This window comes from Leptospira meyeri (assembly GCF_004368965.1).
Taxonomy (GTDB): domain Bacteria; phylum Spirochaetota; class Leptospiria; order Leptospirales; family Leptospiraceae; genus Leptospira_A; species Leptospira_A meyeri.
Window position 1 is genome coordinate 145,459 of sequence record NZ_SORO01000003.1, and the last position, 19,726, is coordinate 165,184.

The following is a 19,726-nucleotide window of genomic DNA, read 5'->3' on the forward strand; positions in this document are numbered from 1 at the left end:
TGAATCTAAACCTTGACTATTTTGATTTCACCGAAAACTGCATGTTGGAGGACTTTGCAAACTCGGATTTTAACAACTTCTAATACGGCAAGGAAGGCAGCGACGATTTCTTTTTTTTCCGGTTTTTCTGTTTCGAACAAATCCATAAAGTGGATTTCCCCGGTTTTTTCTAAAAGGCCCTGTAAATAGGCCATTTTGTCCTCTACGGAGTATTGGCTGACACCTTCGTAGATTGGGACGAGATCCTCAATTTCATTAGAACTCTCTTGCTCCAAAATCGAATTGAATGCAGAGATCAAATCCACAAGGCTTACATCCAACCAAACTTCCGTTTCATCCAAAACCTGATTGGTTTCCCGGGTAAACATACCTGCGGTGAGCCTGTCCAGTTCTGCCAAACGTTGTCCGGCCATTTGAAACTTTTTGTGTTCGAGTAATTTATCGACGAGTTCTTTGGGAAGGGGAGGATCATAATCCTCTTCCTCAAAACCAGGATCTGGCAATAAGGCTTTGGATTTTAGATACACCAAATGAGATGCCATCACAGCAAACTCAGATGTAAGTTCAATCGATAAGGACTGACTGGTTCTCAAAAATTGAATGAAATCGGATGTGATACGCGAAAGGGAGACTTCAAAAATATCAACCTTATAACTATCAATCAGAGACCATAAAACCGTTAAAGGTCCTTCTGTCAGTCCTCCGTCCTGGTTTTGCCACCGGACGATAAACTCCGGGGTTTGGGACACGATTTATAAACCTAGTGCTTTTGCTGCAGCTTGTTGCAATCTTTCTGGAGGGAAAGGTTTTACAACAAAATCCTTTACACCCATTTTAATTGCTTTTGCCAGTAAATCTTCCTGACCCAGAGCTGTTACCATAATGATCTTAGCGGAAGCATCAAATTTAATGATTTCCTTTGTTGCTTCGATTCCGTCTTTTTCACGCATGGTAATGTCCATAGTGACTAAGTCCGGTTTGAGGTTTTTGTATTGTTCTACCGCAATATTACCGTTCTCAGCTTCACCTACGATCTCGTGTCCCGCACCAACTAACGCATCTTTTACGAGCGTTCTCATGAATTTTGCATCATCTACAACCAAAATTCTTGCCATGTTAATTCCCTCTCGACTTTAATAATTCAATCATCTTTGGTACCAATTCATCCACTGGGAGAACAAAATCAATTCCTCCCAGTTCAACTGCAACACGGTTCATTCCGTATACGACAGATGTTGCTTCATTCTGCGCCAGAGTAATACCACCTTTGGCGTGAATGTTGGTGATGGCCTGTGATCCATCTTTCCCCATTCCAGTCATAATCATGGATAGAAGATGGTCCCCACCATAAGCCTCCACCAAACTATCAAACAATACTTCAATCGAAGGCCTATGCCCATTGACCTGGCCCGTGTGGTTCAGCTCAATGTAATGGTCCTTTCCTTTTGTGACCACCGTCATCTGGTAATCACCTGGTGCAATGTAAGCGGTTCCAGACTGAACTAAGTCACCCTGTTCTGCTTCTTTCACTTGTATCTTCGACAAGGAATTCAATCTATCTGCAAATGCCTTCGTAAACCCAGCTGGCATATGTTGCACCACAAAGATTGGTTTTGCAAAGTCTTCCGGAATCCCAGCAAAGACTGTCTGCAATGCTTTTGGTCCTCCCGTGGAGGTCCCAATTCCGATAGCGTCTACTTTGATCGGTTTTTGAAAACTTTTATTTAATTGGCGTTCGGTTCTCTCAGGCCTTAGGAGAACTTCGATGCTCGGCTGCTTTGAATCAGAAAACCCTTTGATTTTTGCGGATAAAACCGCAGCTATGTCTTCCGGGGAGAACTGATTTCCACTGGACGGCTTGGGGATAAAATCTACGGCTCCGAGTTCCAATGCCTTAAATGTGGCATCAGCCCCATGTTGTGTTAACACCGAAAGCATGATCACATGACTTGGTAGTTTTAATTTTTTTATTTCTGCCAAAGCCGTAAGGCCATCCATGATGGGCATTTCGATGTCCAATACAATAAAATCAGGTTTCAGCTTCCCTGCCAAATCAATGCAGTCCATGCCGGTTTTGCCGGTGGCAATGACCTGCACTTCATCCTTCTTTGTGAGAGCATCACTTAGGATATTCCTCACGAGGAGTGAGTCGTCAATAATGGCAACGGTTGGCTTTTTATTCATGATTTATGAATCAAATCTACCAGCTCATCAAAATCTGGCAGGAATACCAAAACACCAATTAGGTTACTACCTTGGTGATTAAATTCAGTATGCATGGACAAAAATTTTGTTCTTTCCGGTTTTACAATGTCGATCACATCCATAAAACTTCCAGTGATCATCTCTGGAACTGAAGGTAAAATTTCCTTTTTCAGTTTATTCGAAAGAGAGTTCATCACGCTAGAACAAACGATATTGGAGATTTCAGATAAAACAGAAACCATATCCTCTGATAGTTTATGAAGGCTACCTTCTGCATACTTTGCATCTTCTGACCCAAGTAACTCTTTTGCAATTTCGGATCCATTTTCTTCTGAAAACATCATAAGAAGGTTTCCGTTTAGGTCTCCCGTCATACGAATTTTCATTCCAAAAAATTGGTCCATCGAATATCGGAATTCTTTCGCCAATCCTTCTCTATCGGTAAGTTTGATTTCTGGAATAAAAAGTTCCACCTCTTTACCAACTAACTGAGACAAAACGACACCGGCATTCATCATACCCGTATTTACAATATTCTCCAGTTTTTTGATATCTTTGGAAGACATGATCTCGTTAATAGCTTCCGAATTTAAGGCAGCAACCTGATTCAATCTTTCTTCTTTTTGTTCCACAAAACCTTTAATGATTTCTGCGGCTTGTTCCCTTTCTGTTAACTTAACATTCTCAATTTTTGCAACATCAGCCAAACGGTGGATTTCATCTGTTTTGTGATCAATCACAAGTGTAGCTGTTGCCGATTTAGTAGATTCGCCAGAATCCCCGTTCACTTCTGTTTCTGTTTTGATCACTTCGGTAGTGATTTTCAGATTGGTAGCCGGTTCTTCTGCAAACACCTCTTCTTTTGGAACAATGACGTGTTTTTCTATTTTATGTTTATCTTTTTTAACTCGTGATTTGTCCTTGGCGCGTAACTCAATCAACTTCGCATTATAGCGATTTGTTGGATGGTTTGATTTAAACATAAATTCAGAATCAGACATCTCCAAAGAACGAATGGTAGAAGCCCTCTTCATCATTTCACCAGCAACTAACTTATCAGACCAATCAATTTTATCTGCAGCAATTTCAACAAGTCCAGGAATGTCCAAAACAAGAATGATAGTTCCATCTCCCATGATGGTGGCGCCCGTTAGGCCTTGGATGTCTTTAAAGTTTTTACCAAGGGATTTGATTACGGTTTCATGTTTTCCAATCAAATCATCGACCATAAAACCAAGTTTTCTTGTTTTATAGTTCACGATGACCACAGGAACTTCCACCATATCTTGTTTGTCTGCAAGGCCAAGGATACGATTCAAACGATAGATTGGCAGAACCTCTCCACGTAAGTTGATGATCTCATGGCCTTCTAAAGTAGTGATTTGGTCCAAGTTGACCTTAATGGTTTCAGAAACTTCGGAAAGTGGGAAAGCATACACTTCTTCTTCCATAATCACAAGGATAGATGGGATGATGGCAAGTGCTTGCGGGAAAGATAAGGTAAAGGATGAACCTTTTCCTTCTTCCGAATGGATGAGGATTTTGCCCTTAAACTCTTCGATGAGTTTATTGACGACGTTCATTCCCACACCACGGCCAGAAATATCGGAGATTTTATCAGCAGTCGAAAATCCTGGCGCAAAGATAAATTGAAAGATATCGGATTCAGAAAGATTCTGTGCATCCGATTCATTTACAAGTCCACGTTCAATGGCTTTTTTAAGGATTTTATCTTTGTTCAATCCCTTTCCATCATCTCGAATTTCGACAAGGATATTGGACCCACCTTGGTAGGCATTGAGTTCCACGGTTCCTTCTTCCGGTTTTCCAGCGGAACGTCTTTCTGCAGGAGACTCAATCCCATGATCTACGGAATTACGAATGAGATGAATGAGTGGTTCTCCAATCGCATCGATTACCTTTTTATCAAGTTCAGTGTTTTCACCACGTAAAACCAAATTAACTTGTTTGCCAGTTTCCAAAGAAAGATCACGAATGAGCCTTGTGAATCGGTTGAATACAGATCCAATCGGAACCATTCTAATATTCATGATTCCAGTTTGTAAGTCTTTGGAAATCCGGTTAATTTGATCGATTTTTCCTTTGAGTTCATTGAATAATGAATCTTCTCCAAACTGAGCCACTAAATCATCATAGATCTTTTGGAATCCGGAGTTGGTAATGACTAGTTCTCCCACGTTATTCATGAGTTGGTCTAGTTTGTCAGAAGATACTTTAATGGTTCTCATCACGACTTTAGAATCTGTGACAGCTTTTTCAAAGTTAGCAGATCCCTTTACGATCTGTTTTTCATCTGAATCTGGTTGTGCGACCATAGTTTTTGTTGATGGAGCGTTAGAGGAGTCAGTCTTTTTTTCAAGTGCTTCCATTTCTGTTTCAGGTAGTATTATTTCTTCCACAGATAGTGTATCCACCATATCGATGTTACACTGAACATGTAATTCATGGCGATTCAGTTTAGTGACGGTTACAAAGGAAAGTGCAAAACTGCCCTGACCATTGTCCAATGCATCCTCAGAAGGATTACATTTAATAATAACACCAGATTGTTTTACTGATTGCAAAATCAAAAGAAGACGTAGGTTTTGCATCGGGGTTTCATCTTTTAATTTTAACTGAACAGAAAAGGCAGTTAGATCGTTATCTTCTTTTAGGGACTGACGGATTTCCGAAATTTCTTCCTCATTTAAAGCAATCGGAGAAGGAGAACCTTCTTTCGATTTCTGAGCTTCAACTGATTTTGCAGAGTTTGCGCCGGAACCAGACTTGGTTGGTGAGGCTTCATAATCTTGGAGCTTTTTAATCATGTCAGTAAAAGGCGTTTCTACCTTTACACCGTTGGCAACTCCTTCGATCACTTGTTTGATCAAATCAAAACATTCAAACAGTAAATTAACAAGTTTGACATTAATTTCTAAACTACCTTCTCTAATTTTTTGCAGAAGGTTTTCCATCGTATGGGCTAAATCAGATAAATTATAAAGTCCAACGAAGGCAGATGAACTTTTTAAAGAGTGTGCCGCACGAAAGATGTCATTGATGATTTCCGGGTTTTCATGGTCCTTTTCGAGTTTCACCAAATTGGAATTCAATTCCTCAATTTGATCCTCAGATTCTTCCAGGAAAACTTCTGTGTATTCGCCTAAAATTCCAGCCAATGTCGTATCCCTTTCTCTTTACTTTGCGGATGAAACAAAATCAACAATTTGTTCCAAATCCAAATTCAAAATCAAATGGTCTTCGTATCTAGATACTGACTCTACCATCTTACTATAGTTTAACGACAAGTCATCAGTTGTATAACTGATAAAATCTTTTTGGATTTTAACAACCTGTTTGACTTCATCAACAAGGACACCGATTCTTTTTTCATCTAACATGATGACGACGATTCTTGAAATTGGGAAAATTTCGGAATCGGCTCCATGGAATCTTTTTTTCAAATCCACAATAGGAATGATCTCTCCACGAAGGTTAATGACACCTAAAATGTAATCATCTACATTGGGAATCCGAGTGATTAAAACTGGTTTTAAAATTTCATGCACCAGTAATAAACGAATCCCGAAAAATTCTTTATCAATGGTAAAAGTAAGGAACTGTTCCAAGTCTCCCAGATCGGACTCTTGTTCCATTTTGGTTTTTTCCGCCAGGGATGTGAGTAATGTTTCTTGGTCCATATGCTACCTGGAATCGTGTCAGAATCCTTCACGGATTCAATCTAAAAACGAATGAATCTGAGTTTCCGTAATCATTTTTCCTATTTTTAAATCGTGATTCTCTGCAAGAAATGGGACGGGAAAAAGTTTAGAAAAACTAAGTCCTACTGTTTTCTTTTGTAGAGATTCTGAATTTAAAATGCGATCATAATACCCACCACCTCGTCCCAAACGGTATCCTTTTTCATTGAATCCAAGGGCAGGTACAAGAATCAAATCGGCTTCCTCTACGGAGATCTCCTCATCTCCTATTGGCTCAAAAAGTCCCAATTCATTTTTTTCAAAGGAAAACGGACGAAGGAATCGAAGTTTTTTTTCTGCATTCATCCGAGGGAAATACCATTTGGCAGAATGTCTGGCTTCGATAAATCCAGTTGGCCTCGGAAGAGGACTAGATTCAATAATGGGAAGTACATCCACTTCATACCGAAGGTCTGGTGCGTATGTGATGATTTTTGATTTGCCTTGCAAAAGTGGGTACAATCGCTTTAAGATGGCAGCTTCATGGTCTTCCCGTTCGGGAAGATTCGGAAGGTTTTTTTTTAGAATGTTCCTAGCATCTTCTTTGGAAATTGGATTCAAAAATGATCCCCAATGATCCCCTCTTCTAATAGAGAAATGATCTTCTTTGTTCGTTCTTCTAGTTCGGGATTTTCTTTTGCCTTGGCAGAGACATCTCTCATTTGAAATAATTCATCCGCTAAGTTGAGTGCACAAAGTACTGCTAATTTTGTTTTGGAAGCCGCAGGCAAAGCCTTGGATAAATCGTTTAAACGAGATTCTACGTAATCAGCCACCTCAGATATATATCCCGAGGAGGCCTCACCTACAATGGTATAAGTTTCACCAAAGATTTGTTTGGTTATTTTCTGTGACTTTGGGGCAGACTCTGCCATAAAAATTATTTAGGATCGTCTTCGATAATTAAAAAATCATCGTCGTCGTCAGCATCAAATACGCTGATCGCTTCATCATCGTCGTCAATGATGATATCATCATCTTCGTCGATTTCCACAGTAGGAACTTCTTCCTCTGATTCAACAACTAGCTCTTCTTTTTCAAAGGAAGCCGAGGCCGGAGGTTTTTCCAAAACATCTTCTGTTTGGAATTCTGATTCGTCTTCATCGAGCAAAATGATTTCGTCATCCTCATCTGTCACGAGACTTGGAATTGCCGCAGCCCCTGCTGCTGCCATAGGTTCGACAGGACTAGAATCTGTGTTTGGTTGTGATTTTGGAGCAGAACTTCCCGTTGTCGGAAGTCCATCTAATCGACTGAGGAGTTGGTGGACTTTGGATTCTAAAAGTCCTTCTCGTTCGCGGAGTTGGTTTAACTCATCATTTGCGTCTTGGAGCTGAGTTCGCAACGCTTTTAGTTCGCGTTCCTTCTCCTCCATTGCGAGCTTCATTTGGTCGTTTTCCGCTCGGAGGGATTCGTTTTCTGTCTCCAGGCGTGCATTTTCCGTTCTCAGGTCTTGGATTAACTCCAAAGCCTTAACAACTTTACTTTCTAGCTCTTCAATGGTTTCGATTTTTAACATGATAACAATCCGATGGAATAGAATAGCCGAGCCATTCTATTCCAATCAAGCACTAATTTATTTAGCGACTTTGGTTTTTTCTACGATGGCGTTGAATACTTCTTTGTGATTGTAAGCAAGGTCAGCCAAAGTTTTACGATCTAAGTTGATTCCGTGTGTTTTGAGTGCATGGATGAATTTTGAATAAGACATTCCATTTTCTCTTACTGCGGCATTAATTCTCGTAATCCAAAGTTTACGGAATTCGGACTTTTTCTTTCTACGGTCACGGTATGCCCATTGACCCGCCTTCATCACTGCAGATTTTGCAGTTCTGAAAAGTTTAGAACGTCCGCCTCTAAAACCTTTTGCTTTAGCGAGAACTTTTTTTCTACGATTCTTATGGATGGTTCCGTTGACTGCGCGTGGCATCGTTTAACCTCCGTAAGGTAGAAGTTTTTCTACACGGTTGTAATCTGTTTCATGGATGAGGTGCATTCCACGGCTTTGGTGTTTCATCTTAGGAGATTTTTTCTCTAAGATATGTCGTCGGAACGCACAACCACGTTTGATTTTACCAGATTTGGTAAACTTAAAACGTTTGGCTGCTGCCCTGTTTGTTTTTAGTTTATACATAGTTTTTTTATCCTTTAGCTTTCTCACTAATTGGGTTCATCACGACAACTATCGTCTTTCCGTCGTGTACCGGCATTTTTTCGGGAGAGGCATGCTCTTTTAGGTCCTCGACAAACCGGTTAACAATATTCATTCCAATTTCAGAGTGAACCATCTCTCTTCCTCGGAATCGAAGAGTCACTTTTACTTTATCACCCTTTTGCAAGAATTCTAAAGCATGACGCTTCTTAATCTCGAAGTCATGGTTATCAATCCGCGGGCGGATTTTAATTTCTTTCACCGTGACAACGTGTTGTTTCTTTTTCGCTTCTTTCGTTTTTTTAAGAAGTTCGAATTTGTATTTTCCAAAATCGATCAACTTACAGACGTGAACATCTTGGTCTCCTGAGACTTCCACCAAATCAAGGTTAGCTTCCTTAGCTCTTCTCAGAGCTTCTTCCAGAGTAACGATGTCAGACCCTTCGTCGGAGACGAGTCGGATCGATGCTACATTGGTAATTTGTTCGTTAATTCTGATGTGGGCGAATTTATCTTGGTTTGGGTTCCCTCTAGGGTTGGGCCGTTTCTGCATTCAGTCTCCGAAATTTCTTTCAATTTCCAATTTCGGCGTAAAATCCAGGCGAGCAAGTACATTTCTTTACAAATTGCTAGGTAGGCGGGGTTAAAGAGATCCGGAAGGTCCTTCCCAAACAACAAGCTCTAAGTACAACGAGTCAGAATCTAAGATTTCCGGCAAAATGGGAACCAGAGAGACTAAATCTCCATGATTTCCCATTCCCATACAAGAACCACCATGGCAAAGTTGGCCCTCTCCGTTGTATACGGCGTATTGGATCAAATGGTCGAAGGCATTGGTATTTTGTCTGGGAGATTTCGACTGCACTAAGGCAAGATAAGTCAATCCTTCACTTTCTCGTCGTTCCAGTCGGATGCGAAGGCGGTTTTCTTTGGTGAGAGGCTCTGTGGCCAAAAGGAGATCCCCTTTTCCGGGATTCCATTTTTGGAAACTATAGGATCCGACCAATCCCCCCTCTCGTTTCCATTCATATTTGATTTCTGGTTTCGGTTTTTGTTTGGATAAAACCATTGCCTCTTGGGGACTGGGATCTTCCCAACCATAAGAAGTGATTCCTACAGAAACACTAGCAATTTCAGAAATAGGAAAAGGGAAACGACTCCAAAGCCCAGGGACATCATAACTTTCCCAAGGTTGGATGATATGTTCGCAAGTTTGGCTAGACAACAGTCGGTTTCTATCATCATAGAAAGCGGCAACCACATAAAGAACTACAGGCGAATCACCTAGGTTTTGTCCCCCGGTGATGACAATACTTGGACAATCAAATTTAAGGTCCCGACCCAGCCCATCTACAAACTGCATAGGACTTACTTTCCAACCCACAGTCAAACCTTCCGCAAAGGGAAGAAGTTGCATGGGAATGGCATCAAACGCATCACGCGCGTCATACGGTGGATGGATAGGAAGATCCAGGTAGTATGCGACCGGATCAATTTGTTTGGTTAAGATCAGGTTTTGGGACACTGAAGGGAGCGTAACTCTCCCCCAAGTGTTAGTCAAGAAATTTCTTTATTTAGAGGTCGCCCTTTAAAAGAGAAAGGAATCCATCACGCGAAACGGTTTCTGTTTTCTCTTCTCCCATCTTTCGGAAGGAGATAGAACCTGATTCTTTTTCTTTATCACCTAAAATCAAAGTGTAACTACTTCTTTTTAGGATGGAATCCCTAATTTTACTTCCGATCTTTTCATTGCGAAGGTCCATCTCAACTCGGAAACCTTGCATGACCAAATCTTGATATACTTCTTTTGCATAATCAATATGAACTTCTGCCACAGTTAAGACACGAATTTGTGTCGGATTTAACCAAAGTGGAAATTTTCCTTCGAAGTGTTCAATGAGGATTCCAATGAACCGTTCGAGTGATCCATAGATGGCTCTATGAATCATAACAGGTGCATGTTTTTTTCCATCAGAGGCAGTGAAATCGAGTTCAAATCGACTTGGCATAGAGAAGTCAATTTGAACGGTTCCACATTGCCAAAGTCTTCCAAGAGAATCTTTGATATTGAATTCGATTTTAGGACCGTAAAAAGCTCCGTCCCCTTCTTTGATTCCGTATTCGATTCCTTTTTTTCTCAATGCATCGTGTAACGCTTGTGTGGCGAGATTCCAATCTTCATCACTTCCTTGTGACTTCTCAGGCCTAGTTGCAATAAAAGTTTTGAATTCAGTAAATCCAAATTTTTTATACACATCAAAAGTAAAATCGATAATGTCTTCAACTTCTGATTCTACCTTCTCTAACGGGGCATAAATATGCGCATCATCTTGAGTGAAAGCGCGCACACGGAAAAGTCCATGGAGAACTCCCGACATTTCATGACGATGTACATTTCCAAGTTCCATAAACCGAAGAGGAAGTTCTCTATACGAGTGCATATGGTACTTGTAAATCAAACAACAACCCGGACAGTTCATGGGTTTCACTGCAAATTCACTTTCATCGATGTCAGTGAAGTACATGTTTTCCTTAAAATTGTCCCAGTGACCTGACTTTTTCCAAAGAGAAGAATTTAAGATGGCAGGAGTTTTGATTTCCTGATACCCGCGTCTGAAACATTCTTCCCGAATGTAGGAAGCAAGAGTGTTCCAAAGGACAGTGCCTTTTGGATGCCAAAAAGGAAATCCTGGAGCTTCGTCTTGGAAACTAAAAAGATCTAATTCTTTTCCCAGTTTTCTATGATCCCTCTTTTTAGCCTCTTCAATAAGAAAGATATACTCGTCTAACTGCTTTTTGGTGGGGAAGGAAACACCATAAATACGAGTGAGTTGTTTGTTTTTGGAATCCCCTTTCCAATAGGCACCGGAAATCGCAGTGAGTTTGAAGGCTTTTAGTTGGCCAGTGCGGGCTACGTGTGGACCACGGCAAAGGTCATACCACTCCCCTTGCCCATATAACGAAACCGATGCGGAATCGAAACCTTGGATGAGTTCTACTTTATAAGGTTCGTTTTCTTTTTGGAATTTTTCAATGGCTTCTTCTTTGGAAAGTTCCCAACGTTTGACAACAAGGTCTTCTTTCACAATCTTTGCCATCTCGGCTTCGATTTTGGGAAGGTCTTCCGGAGTTAAAATGGTAGATCCAAAGTCGATATCATAAAAGAAAAAACCAGGACCATTTTCAATGACAGGACCGACAGTAAGACGAGCCTCTGCCCAGAGCCTTTGGACAGCCATACCGAGTAAGTGAGCCGAAGAATGGTGGAAAACTTCTTTTCCTTCTGTATCATCAAAAGTGAGAAACTTTACCGTGGTGTTCGTCGTAGGAATAAAGGAAAGGTCAACGGTGCGACCATCGGACAAAACAACGGCAAGAGCTTTCTCTTTCAAGAAAGGCAGTTGGGCTTGGATGAAATCAGAAAAGGATTTACCCGATTCTAGTTCCTTGGAACTTCCATCTGGTAGTGTGATTGTAAGTGCTGCCATAATTCTTTACCCAGGTTTTCGCACGCACATTCTCCCGAAAAGTAAAGTTTTACCAGAGTCTACCAGATTCCAGTGATTCTGTTATTTTCTTAAAACTATCCTCAATCGACTCCTTCCTTCCAAACCCACCAGCTTCTTCTAAAACAATAAATCCATGTAGGAGGGAACGTAAAATCCGAATCCTATGTACTGCCGTTTCGTCCAATCTCTGAAAGCGAAAAACTTCCATGCAGATTTCCAAAATCCGATCACCCAGAGGTTTTAGATCGGGATCAGACTCTGTCGATTCTATGGTCAAGGGGTACACATGGGGATGAGACTTCGCAAAACTTCTGTAAGTATTTAAGAAATCCGGAATTCGTTCGGATCCGCCACCCAATGCTTTGAGCTTCTGCAAAAGTCTGTCACCTAATATTTGCAAGGACCTTCTTTTTATCTCCCTACGCACATCCTCTAGATCGCGGATGTGGTTATAAAGTGAGGGAGTCCGAATACCTAAATGATCTGCAAGTCCTGCAAGACGAAATTCAGAAAGACCCTGGTCCATAACCAAGTTCCAGGCAGAGTCCAAAACAAATTCTCTTGTGATTTGTGTTTGACCTTTTTTTGGCCTACCCGGTTTGTGTTTTATTTTTTTTGCCATAACTGTTTTACATCCGCTGCAAACCGAGAAGGTTCTTCCACAAAAGGATAGTGGCCTACGTTTTCATAAATTTTTACAGATCCATCCAAAGTTTTGGATATCCATTCTGCTTCCTCTTCTGGAGAACCAAAATCAGGATCTTTCGAACCCATTAGCACAAGGACATTACCTGAGGCGAGAGGCAAAGCTACTTCACATTCTGTTTTGGGTGCAAATAACATAGATCTAACGGCTGCCATACGACCTTCTTCACTTAAATTCGCTTTTAATTTTTCTGATCTTTCCTTTAGATCTTTTGGAGGGTGAACCGGAAATAAAGACTCATAAAAAGAAACCCAGGCACTTGGTCCCCATGGTCCTCGAAAAGCAAGGTGGATCAGGGCTTTCATTCCTAGAGACATTGGCTCCTTATCACGGACAAATGGACCCGAAAGAGCCAAACCCAATACTCTAGTTTTTTCTTTCGAACGAACGTACACCGCCGATGCAGCGGTCATCGAATTCGCAATGATATAAACATTCCGTAAATCTTTCTCTCGAATGAACGCCAAAATATCTTCTGCCGTTTCTTTGGGTCCATAGGAAGAAAAACTGACATCCGACTCCCCTAGTCCTCGTAAATCAAAACGATAAACAGAATTATCTTTGGCAAGGAATCGAGCAAGTTCCGCATAACTTTCTTTCCTATCTCCTATGCCCGGAAGTAAAATCAAATTTGATTTGCCCTTACCTTCTTGGGTATAGGCGACTCGACCTTCTTTTGTCTGAAAATAAAAAGTTTTTGCACTTAATTCAGGCGTTAGGTCTTTTCCCCAAAGAAAGTAGGGAAACAAAAATGGGAAAAAAAGGATTATTTTGTGGTAGTTCGTTTTCATAAAAACTAATAATATTAGTTTATTTAACTAATGCAATTAGTTTTTATGAAATGTATTCTAAACGAAGATTTTTTTTCTAAAACGCGAGTGTTTTCCGACTTGCCCTTCCTTTTTGGTAACTAGATGATTCAATTACCCGAAAAAGATTGGTGATCCATGTCCATTGTTACCTTTGAAGACCAAAAAAATTCTCCTCTTGAGACCAATAAACCAGGGGCCACTATCCTAGAAACTGCCTTAAAATATGAATACCCTCTCTACCATCTTTGTGGAGGGAATGCCAAATGCACCACATGCCGGGTTTTTATTACCGAAGGCCTTTCCCATCTTAGTTCTCGAAACGAAAGGGAACAAACCCTCGCTGACCGAAAAGGTTGGCCTTCGGAGATCCGACTGGCATGCCAAACGGAAGTTTTTGGAGATGTCTCCTTACGCAGGATCATAAAAGATAATAAAGACTTAAAAACTGTCACTAGCGAATCCAAATCTTCAAAAACAGGAGAAGAGTGTTATGCGGTGATTCTTTTTCTTGATATCAAAGGATTTACAGCTTTTACCGAATCCAGTTTGCCATATGATGTCGTTTTTGTTCTCAACCGATTCTTTCAAGAGATGAGTGAACCGATCCTCAACAACGGAGGAGAAATTGATAAATTCATCGGGGATGGAATTTTAGCCTTTTTTCAAATAGGAAACAAGGATGAGGCCACAAAAAACGAAGAAAGTTTCAAAAAAGCGAAACAGGAAACCATTCATTCGGCAATCCGTGCTTGTCTTCGGATGTTTGATCAATTGAAAAAATTTAATTTAGAAATGAAAGATAGGTTTAATTTTACCTTTGACATTCGAATCGGATTACATGCTGGGAATGTCATTTATGGAGACATCGGCCACTCCGAGTATAAAAGCCAAACTGTACTTGGAGATACTGTGAATGTAGCAAGTCGTCTAGAAGCATTAAACAAAAAAACAAATACAAATTTTATAGTTTCAGATGAAATTTATCACTTAATTGGTCCTTCTCTTTCTGTGAATAAAAAGATTATCACAAAACTTCGAGGTAAGTCAGAAAAAATGACAGCCTATTCAGTTCTTGGTTTTAAAGTTTCGGATTCTATCCTCCGCATTCAAAAATCTTTTGATCATGTTTTAGAACACAATCCACATTGGATAGAAGACTATACAGAAAAATTAAAAAGTTTTGTGGAAGAAAATCTACATCACAATTTAAGCTCAGAAGAATTTCCAGTTCACTCCTCTGAGTTTTTAACGGTCATCGAGTCTATTATTGAAAAATTAGGAAATCGAAATTCCTTAAAAAAAGAAATATCAAAACTAACAACCATTTATGAGTCGATTGGTATTCCCAAAAAAGAATTTCCAAAACTAGTACCAATCCTTATCTCCTCTATACGTGAAAATCTTCCTTCAGAATGGAATTCCGATTTAGAATCAATCTGGAATCAAGTCACAATGGACCTCACTATAGAAACTATTGAATCATAAAAACCTCCTTGCATTTGATTAAAAACTCTGTTTTGATAAGAGTTAAGAAATGCCCTCAGAAAAAAAACGAAAACCGTCAGAAAACTGGACGCGTTTAACAAACACTATACGAAATTTAATTCAATCAAAACAAGGACCAACTGCCGTTCGTTATGGGATTAGCCTAATCATCCTTGTCATTTCGTTCAATGTATTCAATGTCATCAATAGTTATGTTGGTCGCGATTTTATTTCCTCTATTGAACAAAAAAACACAACTGCATTTTACACAAATGCAATGCTTTACGCATTTGTTTTTATTATTTCATCAGGTATAGGTTCCATCAATCGGTATGCAGAGGAAAGGCTTGGTATCTTATGGCGAGAACAACTTACCTGGAAATTCACTGAAAATTATTTAACGGAAAGAACCTTTCAAAAAATCATTGGTGGTCCCGGCATCGAAAACCCTGATCAAAGGATTACCGATGATGTCAAAGCCTTTACCACAACAACTATATCCTTTGCCTTACTTTTTATTGGTGGTGTGTTCTCGGCAATTTCCTTTTCGGGAGTTCTTTGGAGCATTAACCCAATACTTTTTTTGGTAGCAGTTACTTATGCACTTTCAGGAACAATATCCACCATCTTTCTTGGAAAATCGCTCATCCGTCTCAACTATGACCAATTGGATATGGAAGCAAGTTACAGGGCAGATCTTTTGCATATTCGCCAACATGCTGAATCCATTGCAGTGACTCATAGAGAAGCAAGAATGTCAGTTCGATTAAAATCAAGACTAAGAAAGTTAGTAAATAATTTTCGCAAACTCATTTCGGTAAACTTGCGACTTAGTTTTTTTACTAATAATTATAATTACTTCATTCAGATCATACCCATGCTCATCATCGCTCCGAGTTATATGAGAGGAGAAATTGAATTTGGAGTCATCACACAAGCAGCCCTTGCGTTTACAACTCTACTCAATGCATTTTCTCTGATTGTTACACAATTCCAATCCATTTCTGCTTTCTCAGCTGTAGTCAAACGGTTGAACTCGCTTGAAACAGCAATGTTGGACTCAGAAGCCGATGAAAAACAAAAACGAGAAGTGAACTATAGTTCCGATGAAATTAGTTTTGAAAACTTTACTTTATACTCCAATGACCGATCCAAACTTTTAGTAGACAGTTTAGATTTGAAGATCCATAGAAGAGAACGTTGGCTTTTTACTTCACCCGATGAAACAGTGAAACTGAGTTTATTCAGATCAATCGCAGGAATTAATAATCATAACGAAGGAAAAATCAAAAAACCAAATCTTGAAGAAATTCTTTTTTTACCAGAACAACCCTATCTGCCACCTGGTAGGCTCCGAAATGTGATTGTTCCCGCATACAGAAACTTAGATGTATCAGATTCGGAAATTCTTGCAGAACTAAAAAAAATGGGACTTGAAACTTTGGTGCGTCGTTTTGGTGGCCTAAGGACTTTAAAAGAATGGAACGAAGAACTATCGTTAGCCGAAAAGTATAAAATTGCAGTCATTCGTATTCTTTTTGCACAACCAAAGTTTTTGATTTTGGATCGTCCAGGATCAAGTCTTGGGAAATTTGAAATATCAAAGATATTAAAACTTTTTCACAAACTGGGAGTGACAATTGTTGTCATTGCCAAGGATGAAGAAACTGTTTTGGAATATGACCATCATCTAGATATTTCTCATTTTGGGAAATGGTCCTTAAGCTCAACCACAAAGGTACAAAACTATTGAAACAATCTATAAAAAATCAGTCACAACTTGAATTTCATTTTTTATCAAACGGAAATGTACATTCGATTCGTTTTGAAGAATTGTTTGTGAACCTTTATCTTGGAAACGAAATGGAGCCAAGCATTAACAATCTTTTTTTACGAATTCATTCAAAAGACGGATTGGTTTTATATCCAATGTTTGGATCCAATTCAAATTCCCAGTTTCAAATTTTTGGTTCTTCTTATCTCTCAAAGGGACACAACCATGGAATGGATTATTCCTTGTATTTGGAACTACATCCTAATCTCCCAGCTTGGCGATATAAAATACAAATCACAAACCATAACAAGGAACCATTGGAATATGATTTGGTTTATGTGCAAGATATAGGAATTTGTGATTATGGTGCAGCTAGATTAAATGAATTCTTTGTTTGCCATTACATCCATCATGAACCAGTCGACACAAAAGATTATGGTTATGGCATCCTTTCTAGACAAAATGAACCGATATCAGGAAAATACCCTGCTTCTTTTTTATTCAGCACGAACCCCATTTCATCTTTTGTTACCGATGGACTGGACTTATATCCAATTAGTGTCCAAAAAAAACTTTCCGCTAAACGGAGACAAGGTGAACACTCAATCGTTGGCCTTGAAAGACAAAAAACCAGATTACTTCCAGGTAAAACAGAAGAGACATGTTTTTATGGTTATTTATTCGCAGATCTAAAAACCTTAACATCCTTTCCTGATCCCCAAACCCTAGTCCCCAAGATTCGACTGGGATGGAACGAGAGCCCTAATTGGAATACTATGACTGTGGTGTCCGCAAGTTCACAGAGTATTTTCTCCACCGCAAAACGAGTAGAAGGTGAAAATCCCACTGAATCCAATTTAAAAACTTTGTTCCCAGGCGAATGGAGAGAAATTGAATTTTCTCCTTCGGGAAAGCTTCTTTCTTTTTTTACAAATGAATCTACCCACGTGGTCTTAAAAGAAAAAGATCGTCTTTGTCTCCGACCACATGGTCAAATTTTAAGGACAGGGGATTTCAAAGTTCCAGACGAATCTTCTCTCACTGCGACCTGTTATTTTAACGGGATTTTTTTATCTCAACTTACAGAGGGAAACACAAGTATCAACCAATACATATCACGTAACCATAGTTATCTTAAATTTTTTCACTCCTATGGACTTCGTATTTTTATTGAAGAAGGATCTGGTTTTGCCCTTTTGGATACCCCTTCTTTTTTGCGAATGGATACAAATCAACTTGAATGGATCTACTTAAGGGGAAAAGAAGTTTTACGGATTCAGGTAGGAGCCTCAAACGAAAATCAATTTTTGATTCAAGTTGCAACAAACAATTTACAAACAAAACAATTCCTTTTATCTTTTCACATTGCTCTTGATGGAGACAACGGAGCATTAGAACTACCTCCCGTTATTACAAAAAACAAAACCAATATCAAAATCCAACCAAATCAAAATTCCCCGCTATTCCAAAGATTTGAAGGAAAAGGCTTCCAAATCAAAGGAGAAGACTTCACTCATTGGAGAGTTTCCGATGATCGACTTTTATTTTTGGATGGAAATTCCAGAGGACAATCTTATCTGACAGCTCTGGTAGAAGTAAACTCAAACCTTCAATTTTCTATCCAAGGTGATTTGGCAACTTCTCTCACACAAAAAAACACTGAGGAAAACCAAACGCAGTTTTTTTCTCATACAAAGTATCTCCCAAAAGGAAAAATACAAAACAGGGAATTGAAAGTTCTTCAACAGATCAAAGAAATCCTTCCTTGGTTCGAACAAAATGCACGCATTCATTATTTAAATCCAAGAGGACTCGAACAGTACTCGGGAGGCGGATGGGGAACTAGGGATGTATGCCAAGGTGCCTTTGAACATCTACTTGCAACGGGTGATTTCGAATCCTGTCGCCGTCTTCTTCTTATTGTATTTGAAGAACAAAATGAGGATGGAGATTGGCCTCAATGGTTTATGCTCTATCCTCGCGACAAAACAATTCGAGCCGGAGATTCTCATGGAGACATTTTATATTGGCCCATTCTTGCTCTCTCTACTTACTTAGAAAGGACTGGTGATTTTTCACTCCTTGAAGTAAAAACAAATGTTATCCATAAAAAAGAAACAAAAACGATTTTGGAAGCAATAGAAAAAACCATCTCTCTCATAAACAAACGTTTGGTGAAAAATACAAATCTTCCTATCTACGGAAACGGGGATTGGAACGATTCCTTACAACCAGTAAAAGAAAAATTCCGAACTCAAGCAGTCAGCACTTGGACTGCCGAATTACAATCTCTTACCTATAAGGCACTGATCCAAATCTTTCATCTAACAAATGATAGAGAAAAAGTAGATTTCTATAAAAAAGAATTAGAGGTTATCAAACAAAATATCAAAGAATTTTGTATGGCGAATGAAACACTTACCGGTTTAAGATACTTTGATGATACGGATTCACAAAATTTTTTTCTTCATCCGAGAGATACAAAAACTGGAATCCATTATAGTATTCTTCCTATGATTTATGGAATATTAGCAGAGGTTTTGGATACCAAGGAAGCTGAGTTTCATTTAACCCTCATTAAAAATTTCCTAACGGGTCCAGATGGAGTTCGTTTATTCGATACACCCATTCTTTATTCAGACGGAAATAACGTTGAATTCAAAAGAGCAGAAACTGCCAGTTACTTTGGAAGGGAAATTGGTCTAATGTACACCCATGCCCATTTACGTTATTGTGAATCTTTGGCATATATGGGTAAGGCAGATGATTTTTTTTACAATTTAAACTTAGTCAACCCCATCGGAATCCAAAACAAAGTTCCCGTAAGTAACTATAGACAATCAAACTGTTATTACTCAAGTTCCGATGGTTTGTTTTTTGATCGATACGAAGCAAAAGAAAAGTATAAAGATTTGTTAGCTGGTAAGATCCCTTTAGAAGGAGGATGGCGAGTTTATTCCAGTGGCCCGGGAATCTATATCAAACTAGTTTACGAGTGTTTGTTTGGGATTCGAATTTTTTCCGATGCACTCGAACTAGATCCAATCCTTCCGAAAGGTTTAGATGGATTAGAATGGGATGTCAGGTGCCAAGAAAAAGATTTGAAAATCATTTATCGTGTAGAATCAGAAAATGCGAGTATTGAATTAGCCCAAGTGAATGGCAAAGTCATCCCATTTCAAAGGATGGAAAATCGCTACCGCAGAGGTGGCATTCGGCTCCCATTCGAAGATTTGGAATTAAATTTAAAAAAAGATCACAATCACCTGATTTTGACACTAAGATAAAAAAGAAAAAACGTGTAGAGATTTTTCCCCACACG

At 39.3% G+C, this 19,726-nt stretch carries 18 protein-coding genes; 3 read left to right on the plus strand and 15 right to left on the minus strand.

What is annotated here, in order from left to right:
- Positions 1-5 precede the first annotated feature (5 nt).
- The 15 genes from CLV96_RS16765 to CLV96_RS16835 all read right to left on the minus strand — a co-directional run bounded on the left by CLV96_RS16765 (position 6) and on the right by CLV96_RS16835 (position 13,124).
- Positions 6-749: a segregation and condensation protein A gene (locus CLV96_RS16765; RefSeq protein ID WP_004784474.1), complete on the minus strand. Its 744-nt coding sequence runs from the start codon at positions 747-749 to the stop codon at positions 6-8.
- Between the two features lie 3 nt (positions 750-752).
- Positions 753-1,115: a response regulator gene (locus CLV96_RS16770; RefSeq protein ID WP_002975323.1), complete on the minus strand. Its 363-nt coding sequence runs from the start codon at positions 1,113-1,115 to the stop codon at positions 753-755.
- A gap of 1 nt (position 1,116) precedes the next feature.
- Positions 1,117-2,184, minus strand: coding sequence for a protein-glutamate methylesterase/protein-glutamine glutaminase (locus tag CLV96_RS16775; protein WP_004785423.1), 1,068 nt, complete (start codon positions 2,182-2,184; stop codon positions 1,117-1,119).
- Positions 2,181-5,384: a chemotaxis protein CheW gene (locus tag CLV96_RS16780; protein WP_004784262.1), complete on the minus strand. Its 3,204-nt coding sequence runs from the start codon at positions 5,382-5,384 to the stop codon at positions 2,181-2,183. The genes CLV96_RS16775 and CLV96_RS16780 overlap by 4 nt, the downstream gene beginning before the upstream one ends.
- 18 nt (positions 5,385-5,402) lie before the next feature.
- The gene (locus CLV96_RS16785; RefSeq protein WP_004787022.1) at positions 5,403-5,906 is read right to left on the minus strand and encodes a chemotaxis protein CheW; all 504 of its coding nucleotides are present in this window, start codon (positions 5,904-5,906) and stop codon (positions 5,403-5,405) included.
- A gap of 36 nt (positions 5,907-5,942) precedes the next feature.
- Positions 5,943-6,527 (minus strand): 5-formyltetrahydrofolate cyclo-ligase, encoded by a 585-nt coding sequence (locus CLV96_RS16790; RefSeq protein ID WP_004786140.1) that lies wholly within the window; start codon positions 6,525-6,527, stop codon positions 5,943-5,945.
- Positions 6,524-6,841 (minus strand): cell division protein ZapA, encoded by a 318-nt coding sequence (locus CLV96_RS16795; RefSeq protein ID WP_004785025.1) that lies wholly within the window; start codon positions 6,839-6,841, stop codon positions 6,524-6,526. The genes CLV96_RS16790 and CLV96_RS16795 overlap by 4 nt, the downstream gene beginning before the upstream one ends.
- Before the next feature lie 5 nt (positions 6,842-6,846).
- On the minus strand, positions 6,847-7,485 hold the full coding sequence (locus tag CLV96_RS16800; RefSeq protein ID WP_004786028.1) for a hypothetical protein: 639 nt from the start codon (positions 7,483-7,485) through the stop codon (positions 6,847-6,849).
- Between the two features lie 57 nt (positions 7,486-7,542).
- A complete protein-coding gene (rplT, locus tag CLV96_RS16805; protein WP_002975326.1) occupies positions 7,543-7,896 on the minus strand; it encodes a 50S ribosomal protein L20 in 354 nt (117 codons plus the stop codon).
- A 3-nt stretch (positions 7,897-7,899) separates the two neighbouring features.
- Positions 7,900-8,100: a 50S ribosomal protein L35 gene (gene rpmI, locus CLV96_RS16810; protein WP_002988170.1), complete on the minus strand. Its 201-nt coding sequence runs from the start codon at positions 8,098-8,100 to the stop codon at positions 7,900-7,902.
- A 7-nt stretch (positions 8,101-8,107) separates the two neighbouring features.
- Positions 8,108-8,671 (minus strand): translation initiation factor IF-3, encoded by a 564-nt coding sequence (infC, locus tag CLV96_RS16815; RefSeq protein ID WP_004786692.1) that lies wholly within the window; start codon positions 8,669-8,671, stop codon positions 8,108-8,110.
- Positions 8,672-8,761: 90 nt separating this feature from the next.
- Complete coding sequence (locus CLV96_RS16820; RefSeq protein ID WP_004786954.1) at positions 8,762-9,643, minus strand: hypothetical protein; 882 nt, start codon at positions 9,641-9,643, stop codon at positions 8,762-8,764.
- A 49-nt stretch (positions 9,644-9,692) separates the two neighbouring features.
- A complete protein-coding gene (gene thrS, locus CLV96_RS16825) occupies positions 9,693-11,606 on the minus strand; it encodes a threonine--tRNA ligase (RefSeq protein ID WP_004784200.1) in 1,914 nt (637 codons plus the stop codon).
- A gap of 49 nt (positions 11,607-11,655) precedes the next feature.
- Positions 11,656-12,249: a TetR/AcrR family transcriptional regulator gene (locus CLV96_RS16830; RefSeq protein WP_004785444.1), complete on the minus strand. Its 594-nt coding sequence runs from the start codon at positions 12,247-12,249 to the stop codon at positions 11,656-11,658.
- Positions 12,234-13,124 carry an alpha/beta fold hydrolase gene (locus CLV96_RS16835; RefSeq protein WP_004786407.1) on the minus strand — a complete coding sequence of 297 codons (891 nt, stop codon included), beginning with the start codon at positions 13,122-13,124 and terminating at the stop codon, positions 12,234-12,236. Before CLV96_RS16835 ends, CLV96_RS16830 begins: the two co-directional genes overlap by 16 nt.
- A 156-nt stretch (positions 13,125-13,280) precedes the next feature.
- Here CLV96_RS16835 and CLV96_RS16840 point away from each other — a divergent pair, with 156 nt between their 5' ends.
- The 3 genes from CLV96_RS16840 to CLV96_RS16850 are packed head-to-tail and all read left to right on the plus strand — an operon-like array spanning position 13,281 to position 19,691.
- Positions 13,281-14,630 carry an adenylate/guanylate cyclase domain-containing protein gene (locus tag CLV96_RS16840; RefSeq protein WP_004787542.1) on the plus strand — a complete coding sequence of 450 codons (1,350 nt, stop codon included), beginning with the start codon at positions 13,281-13,283 and terminating at the stop codon, positions 14,628-14,630.
- Positions 14,631-14,679: 49 nt separating this feature from the next.
- A complete protein-coding gene (locus CLV96_RS16845) occupies positions 14,680-16,383 on the plus strand; it encodes an ABC transporter ATP-binding protein/permease (protein WP_004785780.1) in 1,704 nt (567 codons plus the stop codon).
- Positions 16,380-19,691, plus strand: coding sequence for a GH36-type glycosyl hydrolase domain-containing protein (locus tag CLV96_RS16850; protein ID WP_243836527.1), 3,312 nt, complete (start codon positions 16,380-16,382; stop codon positions 19,689-19,691). The genes CLV96_RS16845 and CLV96_RS16850 overlap by 4 nt, the downstream gene beginning before the upstream one ends.
- The last annotated feature ends 35 nt before the right edge of the window (positions 19,692-19,726 follow it).

Excerpts from the sequence above, each read along its gene's own strand:
- CLV96_RS16770 (WP_002975323.1), bottom strand. The coding sequence starts at position 1,115 with ATGGCAAGAATTTTGGTTGTAGATGATGCAAAATTCATGAGAACGCTC.
- CLV96_RS16775 (WP_004785423.1), bottom strand. The coding sequence starts at position 2,184 with ATGAATAAAAAGCCAACCGTTGCCATTATTGACGACTCACTCCTCGTG.
- CLV96_RS16785 (WP_004787022.1), bottom strand. The coding sequence starts at position 5,906 with ATGGACCAAGAAACATTACTCACATCCCTGGCGGAAAAAACCAAAATG.
- CLV96_RS16795 (WP_004785025.1), bottom strand. The coding sequence starts at position 6,841 with ATGGCAGAGTCTGCCCCAAAGTCACAGAAAATAACCAAACAAATCTTT.
- CLV96_RS16800 (WP_004786028.1), bottom strand. The coding sequence starts at position 7,485 with ATGTTAAAAATCGAAACCATTGAAGAGCTAGAAAGTAAAGTTGTTAAG.
- rplT (WP_002975326.1), bottom strand. The coding sequence starts at position 7,896 with ATGCCACGCGCAGTCAACGGAACCATCCATAAGAATCGTAGAAAAAAA.
- rpmI (WP_002988170.1), bottom strand. The coding sequence starts at position 8,100 with ATGTATAAACTAAAAACAAACAGGGCAGCAGCCAAACGTTTTAAGTTT.
- infC (WP_004786692.1), bottom strand. The coding sequence starts at position 8,671 with ATGCAGAAACGGCCCAACCCTAGAGGGAACCCAAACCAAGATAAATTC.
- thrS (WP_004784200.1), bottom strand. The coding sequence starts at position 11,606 with ATGGCAGCACTTACAATCACACTACCAGATGGAAGTTCCAAGGAACTA.
- CLV96_RS16830 (WP_004785444.1), bottom strand. The coding sequence starts at position 12,249 with ATGGCAAAAAAAATAAAACACAAACCGGGTAGGCCAAAAAAAGGTCAA.
- CLV96_RS16835 (WP_004786407.1), bottom strand. The coding sequence starts at position 13,124 with ATGAAAACGAACTACCACAAAATAATCCTTTTTTTCCCATTTTTGTTT.
- CLV96_RS16840 (WP_004787542.1), top strand. The coding sequence starts at position 13,281 with ATGTCCATTGTTACCTTTGAAGACCAAAAAAATTCTCCTCTTGAGACC.
- CLV96_RS16845 (WP_004785780.1), top strand. The coding sequence starts at position 14,680 with ATGCCCTCAGAAAAAAAACGAAAACCGTCAGAAAACTGGACGCGTTTA.